Below are 20,813 nucleotides of genomic sequence, written 5' to 3'. Positions count from 1 at the left end.
GTTATGAGCGCGACAGTCGATACCCCGGTGCTGAAGAAAGCACCGAGCACGTGGCGCCCCGACATCCAGGGGCTCCGCGCGCTGGCCGTCGGGCTCGTGCTCGTCGCCCACGCCGGCGTCCCCCTCGTCGAGGGCGGCTACATCGGTGTCGACGTCTTCTTCGTCATCTCGGGCTTCCTCATCACCCAGCTGCTGCTGCGCGAGGTCGAGCGCAGCGGCACCGTCTCGATCTCGCAGTTCTACGTCCGGCGCGCCAGGCGGATCCTGCCGGCTGCGACTGTCGTCACCGTCGCGATCGTCCTCTACGCGACCTTCACGCTGTCACTCGAGCGCCTGCACCAGACCACGGCAGACGCGGCCTGGTCGAGCATCTTCTTCGCCAACTGGCACCTCGCGCTCTCCGGCACCGACTACTTCTCCGTCGAGGCCCCGAGCCTCTTCCAGCACTACTGGTCGCTCGCGGTCGAGGAGCAGTTCTACATCATCTGGCCGCTGCTGGTGCTGTTCGTCGTGCCTCGCTTCAGCAAGCGCGGCTTCGCGATCACCGCAGGAGTCGTGTTCGTCGCCTCCCTCGCCTACTCGCTGTGGGCCACCGGCGAGCGCCCCGAGGCGGCCTACTTCGACACTGCGGCCCGCGCGTTCGAACTCGCCGGTGGTGCGCTGCTCGCCTGCGTGCTCACCTCACCGCTCGCCTCGCGCTGGCGACACGCGGCCGCGACCGTCGGGATCCTGATCCTCGCCTACGCGACGTGGCAGTTCGACGAGTTCACGCCGTTCCCCGGCTGGCACGCGCTCTTCCCCGTCGTCGGCACGGCGCTGCTGCTGGCCGCCGGCCCGAACACCTGGACGGGACGGATCCTGCAGTGGACGCCCGTCCGCTACGTCGGCGACATCTCCTTCTCGCTGTACCTGTGGCACTGGCCCGTCGCGCTCGCAATCGAGGCGCTGGTGCCCGCCTCGACGTCGTTCCTCCTCACCGCGCCGATCATCATCACGATCTCCGTCGCGCTCGCGAGCCTGACCTACCACGTGGTCGAGCAGCCCTTCCAGAAGAAGCGCGTGCCGGTGTTCTCGCAGGACATCAAGACGCTGTGGCTGTGGCCGATCAGCGTGATCGTCGTCGTCGCGGTCGCCCTCGGATCCTCCGCCTACGGCAACGTGCGCGCCGAGGCGAACCGCCAGATCGCCCAGGAGTACTTCGACGAGCACGGCTATCAGACCAGCGAGCCCGAAGACGCCGACCAGGTACAGAAAGACCTCGACGAGGCAGTCGAGGTCGCCGAGTCCGGCGCCCCGATCCCGCCCGACATCGATGCCGAGGCGATTCGCGACGCCATGTGGACCGACATCGCCGACAGCGACTGCTACGCCTCGAGCGGTGAGGACTCCGCGGACGTGTGCTTCTTCGGCGACACCGAATCCGAGACCACCATCGCGCTCGTCGGCGACTCCCACGCCGCGATGTGGCTGCCCGCACTCAACATCATCGGCAAGGAGAACAACTTCCGCGTCGCTCTCTTCGCGAAGATGGCGTGCGGCGCCTACTCGGTCGACCAGGGCAACGGCGGAACCGAGTTCCCCACGTGCGACCGGTTCCGCGAGTTCACCCAGGAGAAGGTCGCCGAACTCGAGCCCGAAGCCGTCATGCTCGGCGCGCGCGGTCAGCTGCGCATGGCCGACCACCCGGACGCGACCGTCGACGAGCAGTGGCGCGACGCCGTGGCCGAGGCGATGGTCGACTACCAGGCCCTGAGCGACCGCGTGATCGCGCTCGGTGACGTGCCGGCCCGCGACGATGTCGCCCCGCAGGACTGCATCGACTCCCCCAGCTCGAACCAGGCCGACTGCGTCGTCTCCGGCGAAAGCACCGAACAGCACAGCAACACGATCACCCGCGAGGAGGTCGAGGCCGCCGGGGCCTTCTACCTCGATACCGAGAAGTTCGTGTGCTCCGACGACGGCTGCCCGCTGTTCGCCGGCGAGCTGCCCCTGTACGAAGACGAGTCGCACCTGAACCGCCTCTGGGTCGAGCACCTCGCCCCCGCGATCGGACGCGAACTCGAAGAGGTGCTGCCGTAGCGGATCCGGTCGCTTTCGCGGCCGCGCGCCGGCGCGGTTCCGGTGCGCGCGCGGGAATACCGAGCGGGCGCGGGTGTTGCAGTTGAAGATGACCCCCGCACTCTCCGTCCTCGACCTCGTGCCCGTGCGCACGGGCCAGACGACCGCCCAGGCCCTGACGACGTCGTTCGCGCTCGCGCGCACCGCCGACGAGCTCGGGTTCCGGCGCTACTGGTACGCCGAGCACCACAACATGCCAGCGGTCGCATCGACGTCGCCTCCCGTGCTCATCGCGGCCACGGTGACGCAGACGAAGCGGATCCGCGTCGGCTCGGGCGGCGTCATGCTGCCGAACCACGCCCCGCTGATCGTCGGCGAGCAGTTCGCCGCGCTCGAGGCGCTCGCCCCGGGCCGCATCGATCTCGGGCTCGGCCGCGCGCCCGGCAGCGATCCGGTCATCACGCAGCTGCTGCGGCGCTCGGGCACGACGAGCGAGGCCCAGCAGTTCCCGGATCACGTGCAGGACATCATGCAGCTCATGGGTCCGGAGGGCGCGACGGTGCGGTTCACGTCCGGCGACACGTACGACGTGCACGCGACGCCCGAGGCGACCGGATCCCCGATGGTGTGGCTGCTCGGATCCAGCGACTTCTCGGCCCGCCTGGCCGCGCAGCTCGGGCTGCCGTACGTGTTCGCGCACCACTTCGCGGGCGAGGGCATCGAGCGGGCGATGTCGCTGTACCGGCAGGAGTTCGTCGCGAGCGAGACGTTCCCGGAGCCGGTGACGTTCGTGACCGCGAACGTCGTCGTGGCGCCGAACCAGGCCGAGGCCGAGGAGCGCGCGCTACCGCAGCTGCGCCAGTTCGCGCGGCTGCGCTCGAACAAGCCCATGCGCAAGATCGAGACCGTCGACGAGGTGCTGCGGGATCCGTCGGACGCACTCGAGGATTCGCTCATGCAGCAGAACCGGCAGCGGTGGTTCGTCGGAGAGCCGTCGAAGGTGGCTGACGAGCTGCGCACGTTCGCCGAGACGCACGGCGTCGACGAGGTGATGATCTCGCCGAGCGCGGGAGCCTACGAGTCCGAGCCTCTCGACGAGACGCCGGGCCGCATGCAGACGCTGGAGCTCCTCGCCGCGGAGCTGTAACGCGCGGGCGCATGTCCGGTGCGCCGACGCATGTCCACAAGTCTCCGACAAGTCCGTTGTGAATCGCGCCGGACTTGTCGGAGACTTGTGGACTTGAGGCCGACGAAGGAGCGCCCGCGCGCTCCTACGCCGCGTGGGGGCGGTCGGTCTGAGCGATCTCGCGCAGCGGCGGCGCGGGCGTCGGATCTGGGTCGTCATCCCCGTGGACCTGGCGGTGCAGGCGCTCCATGCGCACGTCGAGGTCGCTCGCGGTGACGGCCGCCTCGCGCAGCTCGTCGAGCAGCTGCTGCGGCACCTGCTTGTCGTACTTGTAGTAGATCTTGTGCTCGAGGCTGGCCCAGAAGTCCATCGCGATGGTGCGGAACTGCACCTCGACCGGCACGTGCACCGTGCCGCGCGGCAGGAACACCGGCACCGTCACGATCGCGTGCAGACTCTTGTACCCGTTCTCCTTGGGCTCGGCGATGTAGTCCTTCACCAGCAGCACCCCGACGTCGTCCTGTCCGAGCAGCAGCTCGAACAGGCGGTAGGCGTCACTCACGAAGCTGCACGTCACGCGCACCCCGGCGATGTCGGTGATCTCCTCGCGGATCGCCGAGAACGTCGGCTCGACCCCACGGCGCTGCACCTTCTCGATCAGCGAGTCGACGCTCTTCACGCGGCTGGAGAGATGCTCGATCGGGTTGTGCGAGTGCTGCTGCGCGAAGTCGTCGCGCAGGATCTGGAGCTTCGTCTCGATCTCCCGCATCCCGAACTCGTACTCGTTCAGGAACTGCTGCATCTCATCGCGCAACTCACGCGCGAGGCGAATCACGGCGTCGTCAACCTCAACGGTGCTCATACCCTCGACCATACGTTGCCCCACTGGGCCGAGGACTATGTGCAGCCTATGAATGCGCCGCGCGGCCGGGCTAACCTGACCACATGCGATTCGGAACCTTCCTCCCCCAGGGCTGGCGCTTCGACCTCGTCGGCATCGACGCGGCCGAGCAGTGGAACACGATGCGCCGGCTCGCCCAGCGCGCCGACGACGGCCCGTGGGAGTCGATCTGGGTCTACGACCACTTCCACACGACCCCCGTGCCGAGCGACGAGGCGACGCACGAGGCATGGACCCTGATGGCCGCGTTCGCCGCCTCGACCTCGCGCGTGCGCCTCGGCCAGATGTGCACCTGCATGGGCTACCGCAACCCCGCCTACCTCGCGAAGGTCGCGGCGACCGCGGATCACGTCTCGGGCGGCCGCATCGAGATGGGCATCGGCGGCGGCTGGTACGAGCATGAGTGGCGCGCGTACGGCTACGGTTTCCCGGAGATCCCCGACCGCCTGCGCATGCTGCGCGAGGGCGTCGAGATCATGAAGCAGGCGTGGGAGACCGGGTCCGCGACCCTCGACGGACGTTATTACCAGGTCGACGGCGCGATCGTGCAGCCGCAACCGCTGCAGGATCCGGCGATCCCGTTCTGGATCGCGGGCGGCGGTGAGAAGGTGACGCTCAAGATCGCGGCGACCTACGCGCAATACACGAACTTCGCGGGCGGCGACATCGAGCAGTTCCGGCACAAGGATCAGGTGCTGCGCGGCCACTGCGATGCCCTCGGACGCGACCAGGCCGAGATCACGCGATCGACGAACGTCAACGTCATCATCGGCGAGACCGAGGCGGAGGTGGCCGATCGCGTCGCCGCCGTCGGCGCGCGCCTGCAGCCGCACCTCGGCGAGCGCTACGAGAGCGCGATGCGCAAGTACGGCACCGACGTGCCCACGGTCGGCACGGTCGAGCAGGTCACCGAGCACCTGCAGAAGCTGAAGAACGCGGGGGTCGACTACACGATCACCTACTTCCCCGAGATGGCGTACGACCTCTCGAGCGTCGAGCTGTTCGAGGGCCGCGTCATCCCCGAGCTCGCCTGACGCGGATCCGTGGGTCTCGCTTTTTTCGGAAGAACTCCGGAATTTTCTCGCCTCCGTGGCGCGAGAACCCTCGGATAGCGCTCAGAATCGAAGAGACCAAAGAATCTTCGTCCCGCAATGGAGCCTTTCGTGACCGACGTTCTCACCCACACCGAGACCGCCCCCGCCCCGACGACAGAGTCCGCCGGCCACGCGATCGTCCGCACCCTCGAGGAGCACGGGATTCCGCGCGCGTACGTCGTGCCGGGCGAGAGCTACCTCGAGGTGCTCGACGGCCTGCACGCCTCATCGATCGAGACGATCGTCACGCGGCAGGAGGGCGGCGCCGCGTATATGGCCGAGGCGGAGGGCAAGCTCACCGACCTGCCCGGCATCGTCATGGTCACCCGCGGCCCGGGCGCCGCGAACGCGCTCGTCGGGATCCACACGGCCTGGCAGGACTCGACGCCCGTCGTGCTGTTCATCGGGCTCATCCCCCGCGATCACCGTCAGCGCGAGGCGTTCCAGGAGTTCGACATCCAGGGTTGGTTCGAGAAGGGTGCCAAGCGCGTGTTCGTGCTCGATTCGCCCGAGCGCGCGAGCGAGATCACCGCGGAGGCGCTGTTCGCCGCCCGGTCCGGCCGCCCCGGCCCCGTCGTCGTGGGGCTGCCGGAAGACCTCATCCGCGAGCGCGTGGACGTGCGCGCGATCCCGCCGATCCCCGTTGCGACCGGCGGCGTCGCCCGATCCGATGCCCACGCACTGACCGAGGCCCTCGCCCGCGCCGAGAAGCCCCTGTTCGTCACGGGCGGCAGCGACTGGACGCCGGAATCGTCGCAGCTGCTCACCGGATGGCTCGAGCGCCAGGGCATCGCGGCCGCCGCCGAGTGGCGCACCGAGGGCGTCGTCTCGAGCGACTCGCCCAGCTACGTCGGGCCGATCGGGTACGGACGCCCGAAGCCCACCTACGACCTGTTCGCCGAGACCGACCTCGTCGTATTCATCGGCACCGTTCCGGGCGACGTGCTCACGAGCTACATCGCGCGCCAGGGCTGGCACCTCAACAACTTCATCGTGTCGATGGACTCGCTCATGCGCGGCCGCTCCGGCGCCGTGTCACACCAGATCCTGTCGAAGCCCGCGGCGTTCGTGCGCGACCTCGTGGCCCTCGACATCGCACCGCGCCCCGACTGGGCCCGGTGGACCGCCCGCATGCGCGAGCAGCAACTCGACTTTGCCGCCCTGCCGGTGCCCGGCACGACCGGTCCCGCCCGCATGGACACCCTCATGGCGCACCTCGTGCCGCTGCTCGACGACGACGCGCTCGTCACCCTCGGCGCCGGCGAACACACCAACTGGGCGCACCGCTACTTCCCCGTGCGGCGCTACCCGGCGATGGTCAGCGCGGGCAACGGGTCCATGGGCTACTCGGTTCCCTCGGCCGTCGCGGCCTCGCTCGATTTTCCCGACCGACAGATCATCACGATCGCGGGCGACGGCGAGTTCCTCATGAACGGCCAGGAACTCGCAACCGCCCGACAGTACGGGGCGACCCCGCTCATCGTCGTCATGGACAACGCCGAGTACGGCACGATCCGCACGCACCAGGAGCGCTTCCATCCCGACCGCGTCTCGGGCACACAGCTGATCAACCCCGACTTCGCCGCCATGTCCACGGCGTTCGGCGGGTGGGGCGTGCGCATCGACGACGAGTCGCAGGTCGCCCAGGGCGTCGCCGACGCGATCGCCGCGACGAAGGACGGCCGTTTCGCGCTGATCCACCTCATCGTCGAGCAGCGCGTGCAGGCGTACTGATCGCCGTCGCGCCGCGGGCGGGGCGGTGGCACCGCCCGCGGACGCGCGAGCGCCGTGCACAGGTGAGCATGCGTCGTCGCGAAGGGCGCCGACGGCGGGGGCCGGCGCCCCTACCGCACGACAATCGCGTGGGGCATGCGCTCCTGCATGACCTCGATCGCGCGCGGGCTGCCGTCCACGAGCACTGCCTGGCGCCCGAGCCTGCTCGCGACCGCGCCCGTGGTGCCGGATCCCGCGAAGAAGTCGAGCACGCGGTCGCCGGGTCGCGTCGACGCGGTGATCATGCGGGTGAGGATCCCCTCGGGCTTCTGCGTCGGGTAGCCGGTGCGCTCGGATCCGCTGGTCGGCACGATCGTGTGCCACCACACATCCGTCGGCAGCTTTCCCCGCGCCGCCTTCTCCGGATCCACAAGACCCGGCGCCATGTACGGCTCGCGGTCGACGGCCTCGGAATCGAAGTGGTACTTCTCCGGATCCTTCACGTACACGAGGATCGTGTCGTGCTTCGTGGGCCAGCGCGACCGGCTCTTCGCGCCGTAGTCGTAGGCCCAGATGATCTCGTTCAGGAACCGGTCGCGGCCGAAGACCGCGTCGAGCATGACCTTCGCGTAGTGCGCCTCGCGGTAGTCGAGGTGCAGATAGAGCGTGCCGTCGTCGGCGAGCAGTCGCCACGCCTCGCGCAGCCGCGGCTCGAGGAACGCCCAGTAGTCGTCGAACCGGTCGTCGAACGTCGTCAGCGTCTCGCGGATCCGCTCGTACCGGCGACCGTGGAAGCCGTTCCAGGCTGGGTTCGCCGGCGTGGTGAGCAGGTCGTCGCCGAATAGGGCGTCCGCGGGGGTGGGCGCCGGCGGCTCGGGGACCTCGGGAGCGTGGGTCGCGCGTTCGGTCGTGTGCTGCCGGCGGCGGCCTGTGTTGAACGGCGGATCCAGGTAGATCATCGTGAACGACGCATCCGGCATCTGCGCGATGACCTCGAGGTTGTCGCCATGATGGATCGCGACGGGCGCGGCGCGCGTCAGGCGCGGCGCGGGTTCGGAGAGGGTCACGGGACGCGGTGCAGCCAGGCGTCGGTCGAGAACTTCGTGCGCACGAGCTCCTCGGCCGCAGCGTACTCGTCGTCGGTGATGGATCCGCGCGTCGCCCCGGTGAATTTCTCGAACTGCGTGATGAAGGCGTCGATGATCTCGCGGCGGCCCATGCCAGTCTGGCTGCGCAGCGGATCCACGCGCTTCGCCGCCGACGTCGTGCCCTTGTCGCTCAGCTTCTCGCGTCCGATCCGCAGCACCTCGGTCATCATCTCGCCGTCGATGTCGTAGCTGAGGGTCGCATGGTGGAGGATCCCGCCGTTGGCGAGGCGCTTCTGCGCCGCGCCGCCGATCTTGCCCTGCGGGCTCGTGATGTCGTTGAGCCCCTGATAGGTCGCCTCGACGCCGACCGAGTGCAGCGCGTGCAGCACCCAGTCGTCGAGGAACGCGTACGAGTCGGCGAAGGTCAGCCCAGCCACAAGCGAGGCCGGCGCGTAGAGCGAGTAGGTGATGATCTGCCCGGCGCCCATCATCATCGCTCCGCCGCCCGAGATGCGGCGCACGATGTCGAAGCCGTGCTTCTCGGCGCCAGCGGGGTCGACCTCGTTCTTGTACGACTGGAAGGATCCGATGACGACCGCCGAGCGATCCCACTCCCAGATACGTAACGTCGGGGTCCGCGCGCCCTCGCCGACGCGCTGCGTGAGCACCTCGTCGAGCGCGAGGTTCATGAGGGGCGACACGGCGGGGTCGTCGACGACCTGCCACTCGAAGTCGGACCAGGTCGCGGCCGTCACGAGGGCCCGCCGGGTGGCCGTGCCGACCGCCTCGGGCGTGAAGCCGAGCAGCTGCGCCCCCTCGGGCAGGGCACGCCGCACGGCGGCGGCGATCGTCGCCACGTCGGCGGTCTCGGGCAGGCCCACGACGGCGCGGTTGATGTCCATCAGGGCGTCGTCGGGCTCGAGAAAGAAGTCGCCCGCGAGCGCGAACTCGGTGATCGTGCCGTCCGAGACCTCGAGGTCGACGACGACGAGCTTGCCGCCCGGAACCTTGTACTCACCGTGCATGGATCCAGCGTAGCCGGGCGGGTCGCGCTGACGCCCAATGCACAACTACGGCAATCCGGCGCCGGATCGGGCGGAACCACGGGTTCCTGCGGGATCGGGCCGGATTTTGCCGTAGTCCTGCAGGCCGGCCGAAGCACCGCCGGCCGCCCGACGCCCGACTCCGCGTCAGTTGAAGCGGGCGTCGAGCCAGGAGAGGATGTCGGCGCGCACCTCGGCCTGCAGGTAGCCGTTGAGGATCTCGTGGCGACCCTCGTAGACGCGGGTCGTGACGTCGGTGAAGCCCGAGCGGTCGCGGTACGCATCGGCGAGGAGGTGCACGGCGCGGGGGCCGCCGACGGTGTCGTCGCGGCCGACGAGCAGCAGGGTGGGCGTGTCCGGCAGACCCCGCGCCGGGAGGCCGTAGAGCTGCATCGCGTTAGGCAGGCCGAAGAGCTCCGGCAGCGACTTCTGCACCGTCATCGGATCTTTCAGGGCCGCATCCTGTACCGCCGGATCCTCGGAGATCCATTCGTTGCCCTTCGCGCCCGGCCCGTGCCAGCGTTTGTTGAGCGGGCCGGCGTTGAGGGCGCCGGGCCAGCGCAGCGCGGATCCGACGAGCACGATCGCGTCGTACATGTCGGGGTGGCGGTTGACGAGCTTCTGCGCGAGAAACGATCCCCACGAGTGGCCGAGGATCACGAGCGGTGTTCCCGGGTTCTCGTCGCGCGCGATCTGTGACATGCGAAACGCCGAGTCCTCCGCCGCGCGGTGGCCGCCGCGACCGAGGCGTCCGAGCCGGTCGGCGGATCCGTGCTGTTCGAGGCCCGTGCGTCCGTGGCCGCGGTGGTCGTCGGCGTAGGCGACCCAGCCGGCCGCGGCGAGCGCCTCGAGCAGGGCGGCGTAGCGCCCGGCGTGCTCCCCGACGCCGTGCAGCACGTGCACCGCGCCGCGCGGCGTTCCAGCGGGGCTGGCGACGTCGTAGTGGATCCGGGTGCCGAGGTGATCGACGAACGAGGGCATGCGCCGATCTTCTCAGACGCACGACGGCGGCACAGCATCCAGATCTGACGGGATGCGAGCCGATCCGCGCCGTCCTCCGACATGCGCCACACTGCGCGCCGTTTGCTTAACAAAGCTAATGAGCTAATCTAATTATTAGAATGGCTAACGACTCACCCCACAACGATGCCTCCGACCTGCGCGCGGCGACCCTGCGCCTGGCGCGACGAATCCGACAGCAACGCTCTGTCTCGACGATGACCGACGGCCAGTTCGCCGTCCTCGTCGCCCTGCGCGTGCACGGTCCGCACACGCTCACGGCCCTCGCGGAACGCGACGGCGTCACCGCGCCGTCGATGAATCGCACGGTCAACGCCCTCGAAGAGGTCGGCTACGTCACCCGCGTCGCGGACGTCGACGACCGCCGCAAGGTGCGCATCGCGATCACCGACGCCGGGTACGCGGTCGTCGCCGATACGGTCGAACGGCGCGACACGTGGCTCGCCACCGTGCTCGACCGGCTCACCGACGCGGAACGGACCACCCTCAACGAGGCCGCGCAGATCATCCTGCGCGAGGTGCACCGATGAAGGGCATGTTCCGGTCGCTCGGGCTGTTCAACTACCGGGTCTGGTTCATCGGCGCCCTGATCTCCAACATCGGCGCGTGGATGCAGATGACGGCGCAGGACTGGGTCGTCCTCACCGAGCTCACCGACCACGACGCCACCGCCGTCGGCATCACGATGGCGTGCCAGTTCGGGCCGCCGCTCATCCTTGTCGGGGTGTCCGGATGGGTCGCCGACCGGTTCGACCGGCGAAAGCTGCTGCTCATCACGCAGTCGACCCTCGGCGTCCTCTCGCTCATCATCGGCGTGCTCCTCCTCACGGGGATCCTCACGCTGCCGATGATGCTCATCCTCGCGACGCTGTTCGGCGTCACCAACGCCTTCGACGCGCCTTCCCGGCAGGCGTTCGTCAGCGACGTCGTCGGCCGCACCCAGGCCTCGAACGCGGTCGCGCTGAACTCGGCGTCGTTCAACATGGCGCGGCTGATCGGTCCCGCCGCCGGCAGCCTGCTGCTGATCGCGATCGGCAGCGGCTGGGTCTTCATCATCAACGCCGCCACGTTCGCCGCCATGCTCGTCGCCCTCGTGGCGATGCGCACCGACGAGCTGCAGCCCCGGGCGCGCTCGAAGAGCGGACAGGGCCGCATCGCCGACGGCCTACGGTACGTTCGCTCGCGCCCCGACATCACGGTGACGTTCGCGATGGCGTTCGTCATGGGCGCGTTCGGCATGAACTTCCCCATCTTCGCATCGACGATGGCCCTCGAGTTCGGTCGCGACGCCGACGGCTACGGGCTGCTCAGCTCGTCTCTCGCCATCGGATCCCTCGCCGGCGCGCTGCTCGCCGCGCGACGAGATCGAGCGCGACTGCGCGTCGCGATGCTCGCCGCCGCCGGCTTCGGCGTCATGCAGTTCGTCGCCGCGGCGACGCCCGCGTACCTGGCGTATGCGCTCGTCTGCGTGGGAATCGGATTCTGCACCGTGACGATGCTGACGACAGCGAACGGCTACGTGCAGACGACGACGGATCCGGCGCTGCGCGGACGCGTGCTCGCGCTGTACATGGCCGTGATGATGGGATCCACGCCGATCGGCGCTCCCATCGTCGGCGCCGTCGCCGACCTGTGGGGCCCGCGCGTCGCGCTCCTCGTGGGCGGCGCGGCAGGGATCCTCGCCGCGGCGGTCGGCCTCGCGTGGCTGCTCGGATCCGGCCGCATGCACCGCAACGCCACGTCACGCTTCCGCGTCGTCGTGGACGAGACGCGCCCGATCGACATCATCACGCAGGCGATCCCGCAGCGCCCCTCGACCGACGACACACTCGCCCAGACGACCACGGCGCAGCCGGAGCTGAAGCCGCGCCCCGAGGACTACGGCGGGGTATCACCAGACGAGGAGATCTCACGAAAGGAGGAGTGATCCTCGTCAGGCCACCGCTCCTCGTGAGATCTCCTCGTTTTGTGCGCCCGCCGGTGACGCGCCCCTAGTCCGACAACCGCCCGAGTGTCCAGGGACGCACGATGACCCATAGCGCGACGATCCCGACGACCGCGCAGCCGACCATGATCGACGACATCGACATCGGGGTGATCCCGCCGGTCCACGCCGCGACGACGCCGACGAGCGGCGAGATGATGCCTGCGACGCCGTTGTTGGCCGCGCCGAGCACGGATGCCGCGGTGCCCGCCGCGCCGGGATGACGGTCGAGCGCGAGCACCTGTGCGCACGGGAACGTGAATCCGCACGCCGACATGAAGAAGAACAGCGGGATGATCACGCCCCACGGCCCCTCGACGAGCTCCGCGCACACCGGGATCGCGATGCCCGCGACAAGCAGCATGCCGGTTGAGAAGGCCAGCACCCACTGCGGCCCGAAGCGCGCCGCCAGCTGCGCCGCGATCTGGTTGCCGATCACGAGCCCGATCGAGTTGGCCGCGAAGACGAGACCGTACTGCATCGTCGTGAGCCCATACCCGGTCTGGAACAGGAACGACGAGGACGACAGGTACGAGAAGAGTCCGGAGAACGTCATCGCCCCGATGATGAGCACGCCGACGTAGACGCGGTCGGAGAAGACGACGCGATACCGGTGGCGGATCGAGACGGTCTCGGCCGTCGCGCGATCCGCCTTCGGGCGCGTCTCGGGGAGGGCGAAGATCGCGGCCACGAGGATCACCGCGCCGTACGCGGCGAGCGCGACGAAGATGCCGCGCCAGGGCATGACCTCGAGCAGCGCGGATCCGATGAGCGGCGCGATCACGGGGGCGACGCCCGTGACGAGCGCGAGCCGCGACAGCATGATGACGAGCCGCCGGCCGCCAAAGAAGTCGCGCACGATCGCCATCGCGACGACCGCGCCGCCGGCCGCGCCGATGCCCATCAGGACACGAGCGACCCCGAGCACGGCGAGGTTTGGGGCGAACACGGCGCACGCGCTGGAGACGAGGTGCAGGCTCGTGGCGACCAGGAGAGGAGTGCGGCGCCCGATGACGTCGCTGAGCGGACCGACGATGAGCTGGCCGATTGCGAACCCGACCATCGTGCCGGTGAGCGTCAGCTGCACCGCGCCGGCGGTCGTGTCGAAGTCGTCCTCCAGCATCGGAAACGCCGGCAGGTACAGGTCGACCGTGAACGGCCCGAGCGCCGTGAGAGCGCCGAGCAGGATGACGTACCAGAACAGGCGCGTCCGGGAGAGCCGATCCCCCGGGTGAACGCTCGCCGTCTCCCGCGAGGCGCCGCGCACGTGATCCGGCACCGGCATGAGGCCGGTGGGGATCGGGATGAGTCCGGTCGCGGCGGAGAACATCCCGGTCTGCGGGTGCGCGTCGTAGTCTTCGCGCTCGTCGTGCTCGTCGTGGGACACGGGGCTCCGGTTTCAGTTGTGCGTCATGCGAGGTCTCGGAACGACGCTACCGGCCCACCCCGTGGGTCGCCAGAGTTTGCAGGTCTGCGCGTCGCGTCGCTGCAAAGTGTGGCGACCCTCAAGCGTGGGTCGCCAGAGATGGTCGCTGTGTGGGCCGAATTACGACCATCTCTGGCGACCCACTTAGGGGGTGGGGCGTACTTACGGAGTGGGGGTGTACTTACGAGGCGGGGGTGTAGCGCGTCGGGCGGAACGCCTCGGCCACGACCGCGCGCATGGCGTCGAGGTCGCCCGAGATGAACCCGGCGCTGCGGGCCTGCACGAGAAGGTTGCCGATCGCGGTGGCCTCCACCGGGCCGGCCTCGACCGGGATCCCCGAACGGTCGGCCGTCAGCTGGCAGAGCAGCTGGTTGAGCGATCCGCCGCCGACGATGTGGATCGTGCGCACATCGATACCGGACAGCTCCCCGGCCGTGCGCACGGCCGACGCGAAGGCCTCCGCGAGGCTCTCGACGATCGACCGGGCGAACTCGGCGCGGGTGGCCGGCACGGGCTGGTCGTGCTCGGCGAGCCACGTGCGGATCCGGCGCGGCATGTCGCCCGGGGGCATGAAGACGGGATCGTTCGCGTCGAAGATGCCGACGGGTCCCTCGACCCGTGCGGCCTCTGCGAGCAGCGCGGGCAGGTCGATCTTCTCGCCGGATTCCCGCTCCCACTCGCGGATCGTCTCGCTCAGCAGCCACAGCCCCATCACATTGTGCAGGAACCGCGTGCGCGAGTCGACGCCGCCCTCGTTCGTGAAGTTCGCCTCGCGCGCGGCGTCGGTGAGGACCGGGCTCGCGGTCTCGACGCCCACGAGGCCCCACGTGCCGCACGAGATGTACGCCGCCTGGTCGGCCTTCATGGGCACCGCGACGACGGCCGAGGCCGTGTCGTGCGATCCGACGGCGACAACCGGCGCGGATCCACCCAGCTCGCGCGCCACGTGAGGGAGCAGGGATCCGACCGTGTCGCCCGGGTCGACGAGGCGCGGCAGGATCCGCGCGGGCACGCCGAGGCGGCTCGCGAGCTCGGTGTCCCACTGCTGCGTCGTCACGTCGAGCAGACCGGTCGTCGACGCGTTCGTGCGTTCGGCGACCTTCTCCCCCGTCAGCAGCCACCCGAAGAGGTCCGGGATCATCAGCATGCTGTCGGCGGCGTCGAGGACGCCCTCTTCGCACGCGAGCTGGTAGAGCGTGTTGAAGGGCAGGAACTGCAGTCCGTTGCGCCGGTAGAGCTCGTCGAACGGCGCGATGCCGTGCACCCGCTCCACGCCGCCCGCCGTGCGATCGTCGCGGTAGTGGAACGGCGTGCCGAGCATGCGGTCGCCGCGCAGCAGGGCGTAGTCGACCGCCCAGGAGTCCACACCAATGGACGCGATGTCGCCGGCGGCGCGGAATGCCTCCCGCAGACCGTCCGTGACGCCGCGGGTGAGCGCCGTCAGATCCCAGTGCATGCCGCCCGGGGTCTGCACGGGGTCATTCGCGAAGCGCCCGACGGTCTCCATCTGGATGGATCCCCGGTCGAAGCGGCCCACGATCACGCGGCCGCTCGTGGCGCCGAGGTCAACGGCAGCGACTGATTTCATAGTGTCTCCTGATGCAGAAGGACGGCAGCTTCAATGGTGTGGCGATGTCAGAGACGTGGTGAGCACGGGTGAGTCGATTGTGCCGTACTCGTGCGGGGCCCCGACCGGTGGTGGGCTACTCCCCCGCCACTGGCCAGTTCAACCCCGACGCCGGGCGACGCAGCTGCACAAGTACGGCAGGTTCGGACCACCGACGCGGAACTCCGCGGGCGGCGGGGATCGAAGCTGCCGTACTCGTGCGCCCGTCGCTACCGGACGAAGGCCTGCGCGACGCCGGAGTCGACGGGGATGTGCAGGCCGGTCGTGCGGCTGAGCTCGGGGCCCGTGAGCACGTAGACGGCGTCCGCGACGTTCTCCGGCACGACCTCGCGCTTGAGGATCGTGCGGTTCGCGTAGTACTGGCCGAGCTCCGCCTCGTCGATGCCGTACGTCTTGGCGCGGTTGGCGCCCCAGCCGCCGGCGAAGATCCCGGATCCACGCACGACGCCGTCGGGGTTGATGCCGTTCACGCGCACGCCGTGCTCGCCGAGCTCGACCGCCAGGAGGCGCACCTGGTGCGCCTGGTCGGCCTTGGTCGCGGAGTAGGCGATGTTGTTCGGGCCGGCGAAGACGGAGTTCTTCGACGAGATGTAGATGATGTCGCCACCGAGCTGCTGCTCGATGAGCGCCTTCGCGGCGGCCTTGGACACCAAGAAGGAGCCCTTCGCCATCACGTCGTGCTGCAGGTCCCAGTCCTTCTCGGTGGTCTCGAGCAGCGGCTTCGACAGCGACAGTCCGGCGTTGTTGACGACGAGGTCGAGCCCGCCGAACGCGAGGAGCGCCTCGTCGATCGCGCGCTGCACCGCGGCCTCGTCGGCGACGTTCGCCGCGACGCCGACCGCGACGTCCGTCCCTCCCAGCTCGGCCGCGGCGGCCTGCGCCTTCTCGAGGTCGAGATCGGCGATGACGACGCATGCACCTTCGGCCGCGAGGCGGGTGGCGATCGCCTTGCCGATGCCGCTGGCGGCACCCGTGACGAGCGCGATGCGACCCTGGTGGCTCTTCGGCTTCGGCAGGCGCTGCAGCTTGGCCTCTTCGAGCGCCCAGTACTCGATGCGGAACTTCTCCGACTCATCGATCGGGGCGTAGGTCGACAGCGCCTCGGCGCCGCGCATCACGTTGATCGCGTTGACGTAGAACTCGCCCGCGACGCGCGCGGTCTGCTTGTTCTTGCCGTAGCTGAACATGCCGACACCCGGCACGAGCACGATGAGGGGATCCGCGCCGCGCATCGCCGGACTGTCCTCGGTCGCGTAGCGCTCGTAGTACGCCGCGTAGTCGGCGCGGTACGCCTCGTGCAGTTCCTTGAGGCGCGCGATCGAGTCTTCGACCGACGCATCGGCCGGCAGGTCGAGGATGAGCGGCTTCACCTTGGTGCGGAGGAAGTGGTCGGGGCAGCTCGTGCCGAGCTCGGCGAGCGCCGGAGCCTTCTCGCCCGCGAGGAAGTCGGTGACAACGTCGACGTCGGTGAAGTGACCGACCATCGGGGCGTCGTGCGAGGCGATACCACGGATCGTCGCGGCGAGCGCGGCGGCCTTGGCGCGACGCTCGGCCTCGGGCAGCGCCTCATAGCCGGAGCGGACGGCGCCGAACGGATCCGCCGCGCCGTGCTCGTCGATGTAGGCCTGTGCCTGCTCGATCATCCACAGCGAGTTCCGCTCGCACTCGTCGGAGGTGTCGCCCCAGGCGGTGATGCCGTGCCCGCCGAGGATCGTGCCGACCGCCTGTGGGTTCTGCGCCTTGATCTCGGCGATGTCGAGACCGAGCTGGAAGCCCGGACGGCGCCACGGCACCCACACGACCTTGTCGCCGAAGATCTTCTTCGTGAGCTCCTCGCCGTCGACGGCGGTCGCGATCGCGATGCCGCTGTCCGGGTGGAGGTGGTCGACGTGCGGGGCGTCGACCAGGCCGTGCATGGCGGTGTCGATCGACGGGGCCGCGCCGCCCTTGCCGTGCAGGCAGTAGTCGAACGCGGCGACCATCTCGTCCTCGCGGTCGATGCCCGGGTAGACGTTCACGAGCGAGTGCATGCGGTCGAGGCGCAGTGCGGCGAGGCCCGACTCGGTCAGCGTGCCGAGGTCACCGCCGGACCCCTTGACCCACATCAGCACGACCGGCTCGCCCGTGACGGGGTCGGTCTCCGTGCCCTTCGCGGACGTGTTGCCGCCCGCGTAGTTCGTGTTCTTCGGATCGGCGCCGAGTCGATTCGAGCGGGCGATCAGGTCTGCGACGGCAGGGTTCGTCATGTGGATCCTTACGCGGAGGGTGACGGAAGAATGTTACTTCTTGTAATTCTCACATTACATAACGTTTCGCGCAAGAGGTCTCGCCCGAGCGGGGCGGCGGATCCTTACCGCAGCTCGACGCGCGAGCGCAGCTCGTCGAGGCGCTCGTCGGTCGGATCCAGCTCGGTGACGAGGACGGACACCTCGTCCCACGCGAAGCTGCGCGCGAGGTCCCGGCTGCCGAGTTTCGTCGAGTCGGCGAGCAGCACCACGTCATCAGCAGCGCGCGCGAACTCGACCTTCACCTGCGCCTCCTCGGGCGAGACGTCGCTCGCTCCGAACGACGCGTCGACGCCGTTCGCGCCCGCGAAGACGGTGCGGTATCCGTAGGACGCGGCGGAGCGGCACGCAATCGGGCCGACGAGGCTGTCGGTCAGGTCATCCATCTCGCCGCCGGTCAGGATCGCGCGACCGACGCCCGCGCGGCGCGCCGAGTGGACGTTGTCCCACGAGTTCGTCACGACCGTGAGCGACGAGTGCTTGGTCAGAACGGATCCGAGTGCGCCGGCCGTCGTGGAGGCGTCGATCGCGATTGCTCCCGTCTCCGGCACGAGCGCGAGGGCCTTCTGCGCGATGCGCGCCTTCGCCGAGCGTCGCTGCGCGCTGCGATCCCGGAACGACCGCGGACCGACCACCCGGGTCGCGCCGCCGCGCACTCGCCGCGCGAGGCCCGCCGCCTCGAGATCCGCGAGGTCGCGACGGATCGTCATCTCCGAGACCCCGAGCTCCGCGGCGGCCTTCGCGAGCGCAACGCTGCCGTCGCGCTCGAGCATCTCGCCGAGAATCCGGCGCCGCTGCTCCCCGTGAACCGAGCTCGTCATCGACATGATCTCGAGCGTATCGGGGTGGGCCCGCCCGCGAGCGACTACGACTTTGCCGTGCGACTACGGGATCACGTGGTCGCACGGCAAACGCATGGTCGCTCGGCGGCCGTCACCCTCCGCGACGGTCGACGAATCGCCGTATCGCTCGTCCGCTTCCCCCGCCTCGCCAACGGTTCCGATGCCGCGCGCGCGGACTGGCGCATCATCGGCGCCGGCGAGGGGATCCACTGGCCGCAGCTGGTCGAGGGCGTCCCGGCCGCCGGGATACTCGCGTCCTGATCCGCTGCCCCGTCAGCCGCCCGTGGATCGGCGGGCGACGAGCTCCGGCCGCAGCACGACCTGCTCGTGCACGTGATCCGGATCCCCGGAGGAGTGGTCGATCATGAGGCGCGCGGCGATCGTGCCGAGCTCGTCGATCGGCTGACGGATCGTCGACATCGGCACGATCCAGTCCTTCGCGACATCGATGTCGTCGTAGCCGATGATGGCGACGTCTTCGGGCACGCGCAGTCCCGCCGCGACGAACGCTCGATACGCGCCGAACGCGATCATGTCGTTCCCGCACAGCACGCCGGTCGGGCGGCGCCCCTCGAGCAGCCGCTCGGCGGCGGCCTGCCCGTCGCGGATGCCGATTCCGGGCGACGAGACCTCGATGAGGTGCCGATCCGGATCCCGCCCCTGCGCGCGCAGCTCGGCGCGCGCGCCCTTCGCGCGGTCGGCGAACTGCCGGATGTGAGCGGGCCCGCTGATGTAGGCGAGGTCGGTATGTCCGCGATCCAGCAGATGCCGCACCGCCAGCCGCCCGCCCTCGTAGTTGTCGACGGAGACCGAGCAGTGCGTGGGGCCGCCGTCGAAGTCGAGCAGGATCACCGGCAGCGCGCGCGGCAGAGCGCGATAGCGCGAGGTGTCGATGTCGGCGGTGGAGGGAGCGAGCATGGCGCCGCGCACGCCCTGCGCCGCGAGGACACGCAGCAGTGCGGCCTCACGCTCGAGATCACCCTCAGAAGTGCTCAGCATGACGACCTGACCCGACCGGCGCACGGCGCGCTCGATCGCGTGAGCGGTCTCCATATAGAACGGGCTCTCCACGTCGAGCACCACGAGGCCGATGACCTCGCTCGTGACGCCCATGAGCATGCGCGCCTGCTGGTTCGGCACGTAACCGAGCGCGGTGATCGCATCGTTGACGAGTTTGCGCGTGTGCGGGCGCACCCGGTCGGGGTGGTTGATGGTGTTCGACACCGTGCCGCTCGACACTCCTGCATAGGCCGCAACGTCACGGAGGCGCACGACACCGCCATCAGAGTCGTCGTGTCCTCCCATGGCACTCCACCTTTCCAGATCGTCGCATCGTCACCACGCGGGGGCTTCTTGTGGATCCCACTTTCCGAGGCTACTATTAAAGCGCTTCAGTTTATGAAGCGCTTCAAATCCCTGTACCACGCAACGGCGCGACGCCTGAGAATTCCGAAGTCGCGCTCACCCGCAATTCACATCCCGACTTTGGAGGACATTATGACGAAGCAGCGACGCTTCAAGACCACGGCGATCGCAGCGATCGCGGTGCTCGGACTGGGTATCACCGCCTGCACCCCCGGCGGTCAGAGCGAGAACGCCGGCGGCGGCGAGCGCGAGGCCGGCGACGGCGACTACACGATCGCGATCGTTCCGAAGGACGCGACGAACCCCTGGTTCGTGCGCATGGAAGAGGGCGTCGACCGCTACGCCGAGGACTCCGGCATGAACGTCTACCAGCGCGGCCCGTCGGACACCGACGCCACGATGCAGGCGCAGGTCATTCAGGACCTCATCGCGCAGGACGTCGACGCGATCGGCGTCGTTCCGGTCGACCCGGCCGCCATCGAGAACGTCCTCAAGCAGGCGCTCGACGCTGGCATCGTCGTGGTCACCCACGAGGGCGCCAGCCAGGAGAACACGATGTACAACATCGAGGCCTTCAACAACGAAGCCTACGGTGCGTTCATCATGGACAACCTCGCCGCCGCAATGGGCGAAGAGGGCCTCTACACGACGATGGTCGGCCACGTCACCAACGCTTCTCACAACGAGTGGGCCGATGGTGCCGTCGAGCGGCAGAAGGAGGCCTACCCCGACATGCAGCTGCTCGAGGCGCAGGACCGCGTCGAGTCGCAGGATGACGGCGAGGTCGCCTACCAGGTCGCGAGCCAGCTCCTCAAGGCGCACCCTGACCTCAAGGGCGTCGTCGGCACCTCCTCGTTCGACGCCCCCGGCGTCGCGCGTGCGATCGAAGAGGCCGGCCTGACCGGCGAGGTCTTCGCGAGCGGCACCGGCATGCCCGCCGACAACAAGGACATCCTCGAGAAGGGCATCGTCCAGTCGCTCACGCTGTGGGACCCGGCCGACGCGGGCTACGCGATGGCTTCGCTCGCCACGATGATCCTCGACGGCGAAGAGATCGAGAACGGTCTCGACCTCGGTCTCGAGGGCTACGAGGACATGCAGTTCGCTGAGGGCAGCGACAAGATCCTCGAGGGCAACGGCTGGATCGAGATCAACGCCGACAACGTCGGTGACTTCGGGTTCTGATCCGTTCTGATCCGTTTCCGGGGCGGCCGGACACCGGCCGCCCCGATACTCGACGT

17 protein-coding genes are annotated in these 20,813 nt (G+C 69.2%); 8 read left to right on the top strand and 9 right to left on the bottom strand.

Annotated elements, in window-relative coordinates:
- Positions 1 to 3 precede the first annotated feature (3 nt).
- Together IEW87_RS04065 and IEW87_RS04060 are read left to right on the top strand one after the other, a co-directional pair.
- On the top strand, positions 4 to 2,079 hold the full coding sequence (locus tag IEW87_RS04065; protein ID WP_188711012.1) for an acyltransferase family protein: 2,076 nt from the start codon (positions 4 to 6) through the stop codon (positions 2,077 to 2,079).
- A gap of 88 nt (positions 2,080 to 2,167) precedes the next feature.
- A complete protein-coding gene (locus IEW87_RS04060) occupies positions 2,168 to 3,205 on the top strand; it encodes an LLM class flavin-dependent oxidoreductase (protein ID WP_188711011.1) in 1,038 nt (345 codons plus the stop codon).
- Positions 3,206 to 3,329: 124 nt separating this feature from the next.
- Here IEW87_RS04060 and IEW87_RS04055 read toward each other — a convergent pair whose 3' ends face one another.
- Positions 3,330 to 4,046 carry a GTP pyrophosphokinase gene (locus IEW87_RS04055; RefSeq protein WP_188711010.1) on the bottom strand — a complete coding sequence of 239 codons (717 nt, stop codon included), beginning with the start codon at positions 4,044 to 4,046 and terminating at the stop codon, positions 3,330 to 3,332.
- Positions 4,047 to 4,129: 83 nt separating this feature from the next.
- Here IEW87_RS04055 and IEW87_RS04050 point away from each other — a divergent pair, with 83 nt between their 5' ends.
- Complete coding sequence (locus IEW87_RS04050; protein WP_188711009.1) at positions 4,130 to 5,119, top strand: LLM class F420-dependent oxidoreductase; 990 nt, start codon at positions 4,130 to 4,132, stop codon at positions 5,117 to 5,119.
- A 117-nt stretch (positions 5,120 to 5,236) separates the two neighbouring features.
- A complete protein-coding gene (locus tag IEW87_RS04045; RefSeq protein ID WP_188711008.1) occupies positions 5,237 to 6,913 on the top strand; it encodes a thiamine pyrophosphate-dependent enzyme in 1,677 nt (558 codons plus the stop codon).
- A gap of 110 nt (positions 6,914 to 7,023) precedes the next feature.
- Here IEW87_RS04045 and IEW87_RS04040 read toward each other — a convergent pair whose 3' ends face one another.
- The 3 genes from IEW87_RS04040 to IEW87_RS04030 form a co-directional block, all read right to left on the bottom strand.
- Positions 7,024 to 7,872 (bottom strand): DNA-methyltransferase, encoded by an 849-nt coding sequence (locus IEW87_RS04040; RefSeq protein WP_188712649.1) that lies wholly within the window; start codon positions 7,870 to 7,872, stop codon positions 7,024 to 7,026.
- Between the two features lie 83 nt (positions 7,873 to 7,955).
- Complete coding sequence (gene lplAB / locus IEW87_RS04035; RefSeq protein ID WP_188711007.1) at positions 7,956 to 9,005, bottom strand: lipoate-protein ligase LplAB; 1,050 nt, start codon at positions 9,003 to 9,005, stop codon at positions 7,956 to 7,958.
- Positions 9,006 to 9,170: 165 nt separating this feature from the next.
- Positions 9,171 to 10,004 carry an alpha/beta fold hydrolase gene (locus IEW87_RS04030; RefSeq protein WP_188711006.1) on the bottom strand — a complete coding sequence of 278 codons (834 nt, stop codon included), beginning with the start codon at positions 10,002 to 10,004 and terminating at the stop codon, positions 9,171 to 9,173.
- 140 nt (positions 10,005 to 10,144) lie between these two features.
- On the opposite strand from IEW87_RS04030, the gene IEW87_RS04025 reads away from it, so the two are divergent.
- On the top strand, positions 10,145 to 10,573 hold the full coding sequence (locus IEW87_RS04025; protein WP_188711005.1) for a MarR family winged helix-turn-helix transcriptional regulator: 429 nt from the start codon (positions 10,145 to 10,147) through the stop codon (positions 10,571 to 10,573).
- Between the two features lie 5 nt (positions 10,574 to 10,578).
- On the top strand, positions 10,579 to 11,970 hold the full coding sequence (locus IEW87_RS04020) for an MFS transporter (RefSeq protein WP_188712648.1): 1,392 nt from the start codon (positions 10,579 to 10,581) through the stop codon (positions 11,968 to 11,970).
- Between the two features lie 64 nt (positions 11,971 to 12,034).
- On the opposite strand, the gene IEW87_RS04015 is transcribed toward IEW87_RS04020, so the two are convergent.
- From IEW87_RS04015 to IEW87_RS04000, 4 genes are all read right to left on the bottom strand, one after another.
- Positions 12,035 to 13,312: a multidrug effflux MFS transporter gene (locus IEW87_RS04015; protein WP_229731171.1), complete on the bottom strand. Its 1,278-nt coding sequence runs from the start codon at positions 13,310 to 13,312 to the stop codon at positions 12,035 to 12,037.
- A gap of 322 nt (positions 13,313 to 13,634) precedes the next feature.
- Positions 13,635 to 15,041, bottom strand: a complete 1,407-nt coding sequence (locus tag IEW87_RS04010) for a rhamnulokinase (protein ID WP_188711004.1) — start codon at positions 15,039 to 15,041, stop codon at positions 13,635 to 13,637.
- Between the two features lie 248 nt (positions 15,042 to 15,289).
- The gene (locus IEW87_RS04005) at positions 15,290 to 17,326 is read right to left on the bottom strand and encodes a bifunctional aldolase/short-chain dehydrogenase (protein WP_188711003.1); all 2,037 of its coding nucleotides are present in this window, start codon (positions 17,324 to 17,326) and stop codon (positions 15,290 to 15,292) included.
- A gap of 104 nt (positions 17,327 to 17,430) precedes the next feature.
- Positions 17,431 to 18,192, bottom strand: a complete 762-nt coding sequence (locus IEW87_RS04000; protein WP_188711002.1) for a DeoR/GlpR family DNA-binding transcription regulator — start codon at positions 18,190 to 18,192, stop codon at positions 17,431 to 17,433.
- A gap of 18 nt (positions 18,193 to 18,210) precedes the next feature.
- Between IEW87_RS04000 and IEW87_RS03995 the strand changes: the two genes are divergently transcribed.
- Positions 18,211 to 18,468, top strand: a complete 258-nt coding sequence (locus tag IEW87_RS03995) for a DUF2442 domain-containing protein (RefSeq protein ID WP_229730926.1) — start codon at positions 18,211 to 18,213, stop codon at positions 18,466 to 18,468.
- 12 nt (positions 18,469 to 18,480) lie between these two features.
- On the opposite strand, the gene IEW87_RS03990 is transcribed toward IEW87_RS03995, so the two are convergent.
- Complete coding sequence (locus IEW87_RS03990) at positions 18,481 to 19,512, bottom strand: LacI family DNA-binding transcriptional regulator (RefSeq protein ID WP_188711001.1); 1,032 nt, start codon at positions 19,510 to 19,512, stop codon at positions 18,481 to 18,483.
- A 192-nt stretch (positions 19,513 to 19,704) separates the two neighbouring features.
- On the opposite strand from IEW87_RS03990, the gene IEW87_RS03985 reads away from it, so the two are divergent.
- Positions 19,705 to 20,757, top strand: coding sequence for an autoinducer 2 ABC transporter substrate-binding protein (locus IEW87_RS03985; protein ID WP_188711000.1), 1,053 nt, complete (start codon positions 19,705 to 19,707; stop codon positions 20,755 to 20,757).
- Positions 20,758 to 20,813: the final 56 nt, after the last annotated feature.

It is taken from the genome of Microbacterium faecale (genome assembly GCF_014640975.1).
Classification (GTDB): Bacteria; Actinomycetota; Actinomycetes; order Actinomycetales; family Microbacteriaceae; genus Microbacterium; species Microbacterium faecale.
This window is presented reverse-complemented; position numbering and strand designations above follow the sequence as displayed.

Bases quoted from the DNA above. Each gene is read 5' to 3' on its own strand.
- IEW87_RS04065 (WP_188711012.1), top strand. From the start codon at position 4: ATGAGCGCGACAGTCGATACCCCGGTGCTGAAGAAAGCACCGAGCACG.
- IEW87_RS04060 (WP_188711011.1), top strand. From the start codon at position 2,168: ATGACCCCCGCACTCTCCGTCCTCGACCTCGTGCCCGTGCGCACGGGC.
- IEW87_RS04055 (WP_188711010.1), bottom strand. From the start codon at position 4,046: ATGAGCACCGTTGAGGTTGACGACGCCGTGATTCGCCTCGCGCGTGAG.
- IEW87_RS04050 (WP_188711009.1), top strand. From the start codon at position 4,130: ATGCGATTCGGAACCTTCCTCCCCCAGGGCTGGCGCTTCGACCTCGTC.
- IEW87_RS04045 (WP_188711008.1), top strand. From the start codon at position 5,237: ATGGAGCCTTTCGTGACCGACGTTCTCACCCACACCGAGACCGCCCCC.
- IEW87_RS04040 (WP_188712649.1), bottom strand. From the start codon at position 7,872: ATGCCGGATGCGTCGTTCACGATGATCTACCTGGATCCGCCGTTCAAC.
- lplAB (WP_188711007.1), bottom strand. From the start codon at position 9,005: ATGCACGGTGAGTACAAGGTTCCGGGCGGCAAGCTCGTCGTCGTCGAC.
- IEW87_RS04030 (WP_188711006.1), bottom strand. From the start codon at position 10,004: ATGCCCTCGTTCGTCGATCACCTCGGCACCCGGATCCACTACGACGTC.
- IEW87_RS04025 (WP_188711005.1), top strand. From the start codon at position 10,145: ATGGCTAACGACTCACCCCACAACGATGCCTCCGACCTGCGCGCGGCG.
- IEW87_RS04020 (WP_188712648.1), top strand. From the start codon at position 10,579: ATGTTCCGGTCGCTCGGGCTGTTCAACTACCGGGTCTGGTTCATCGGC.
- IEW87_RS04015 (WP_229731171.1), bottom strand. From the start codon at position 13,312: ATGCCGGTGCCGGATCACGTGCGCGGCGCCTCGCGGGAGACGGCGAGC.
- IEW87_RS04010 (WP_188711004.1), bottom strand. From the start codon at position 15,041: ATGAAATCAGTCGCTGCCGTTGACCTCGGCGCCACGAGCGGCCGCGTG.
- IEW87_RS04005 (WP_188711003.1), bottom strand. From the start codon at position 17,326: ATGACGAACCCTGCCGTCGCAGACCTGATCGCCCGCTCGAATCGACTC.
- IEW87_RS04000 (WP_188711002.1), bottom strand. From the start codon at position 18,192: ATGTCGATGACGAGCTCGGTTCACGGGGAGCAGCGGCGCCGGATTCTC.
- IEW87_RS03990 (WP_188711001.1), bottom strand. From the start codon at position 19,512: ATGGGAGGACACGACGACTCTGATGGCGGTGTCGTGCGCCTCCGTGAC.
- IEW87_RS03985 (WP_188711000.1), top strand. From the start codon at position 19,705: ATGACGAAGCAGCGACGCTTCAAGACCACGGCGATCGCAGCGATCGCG.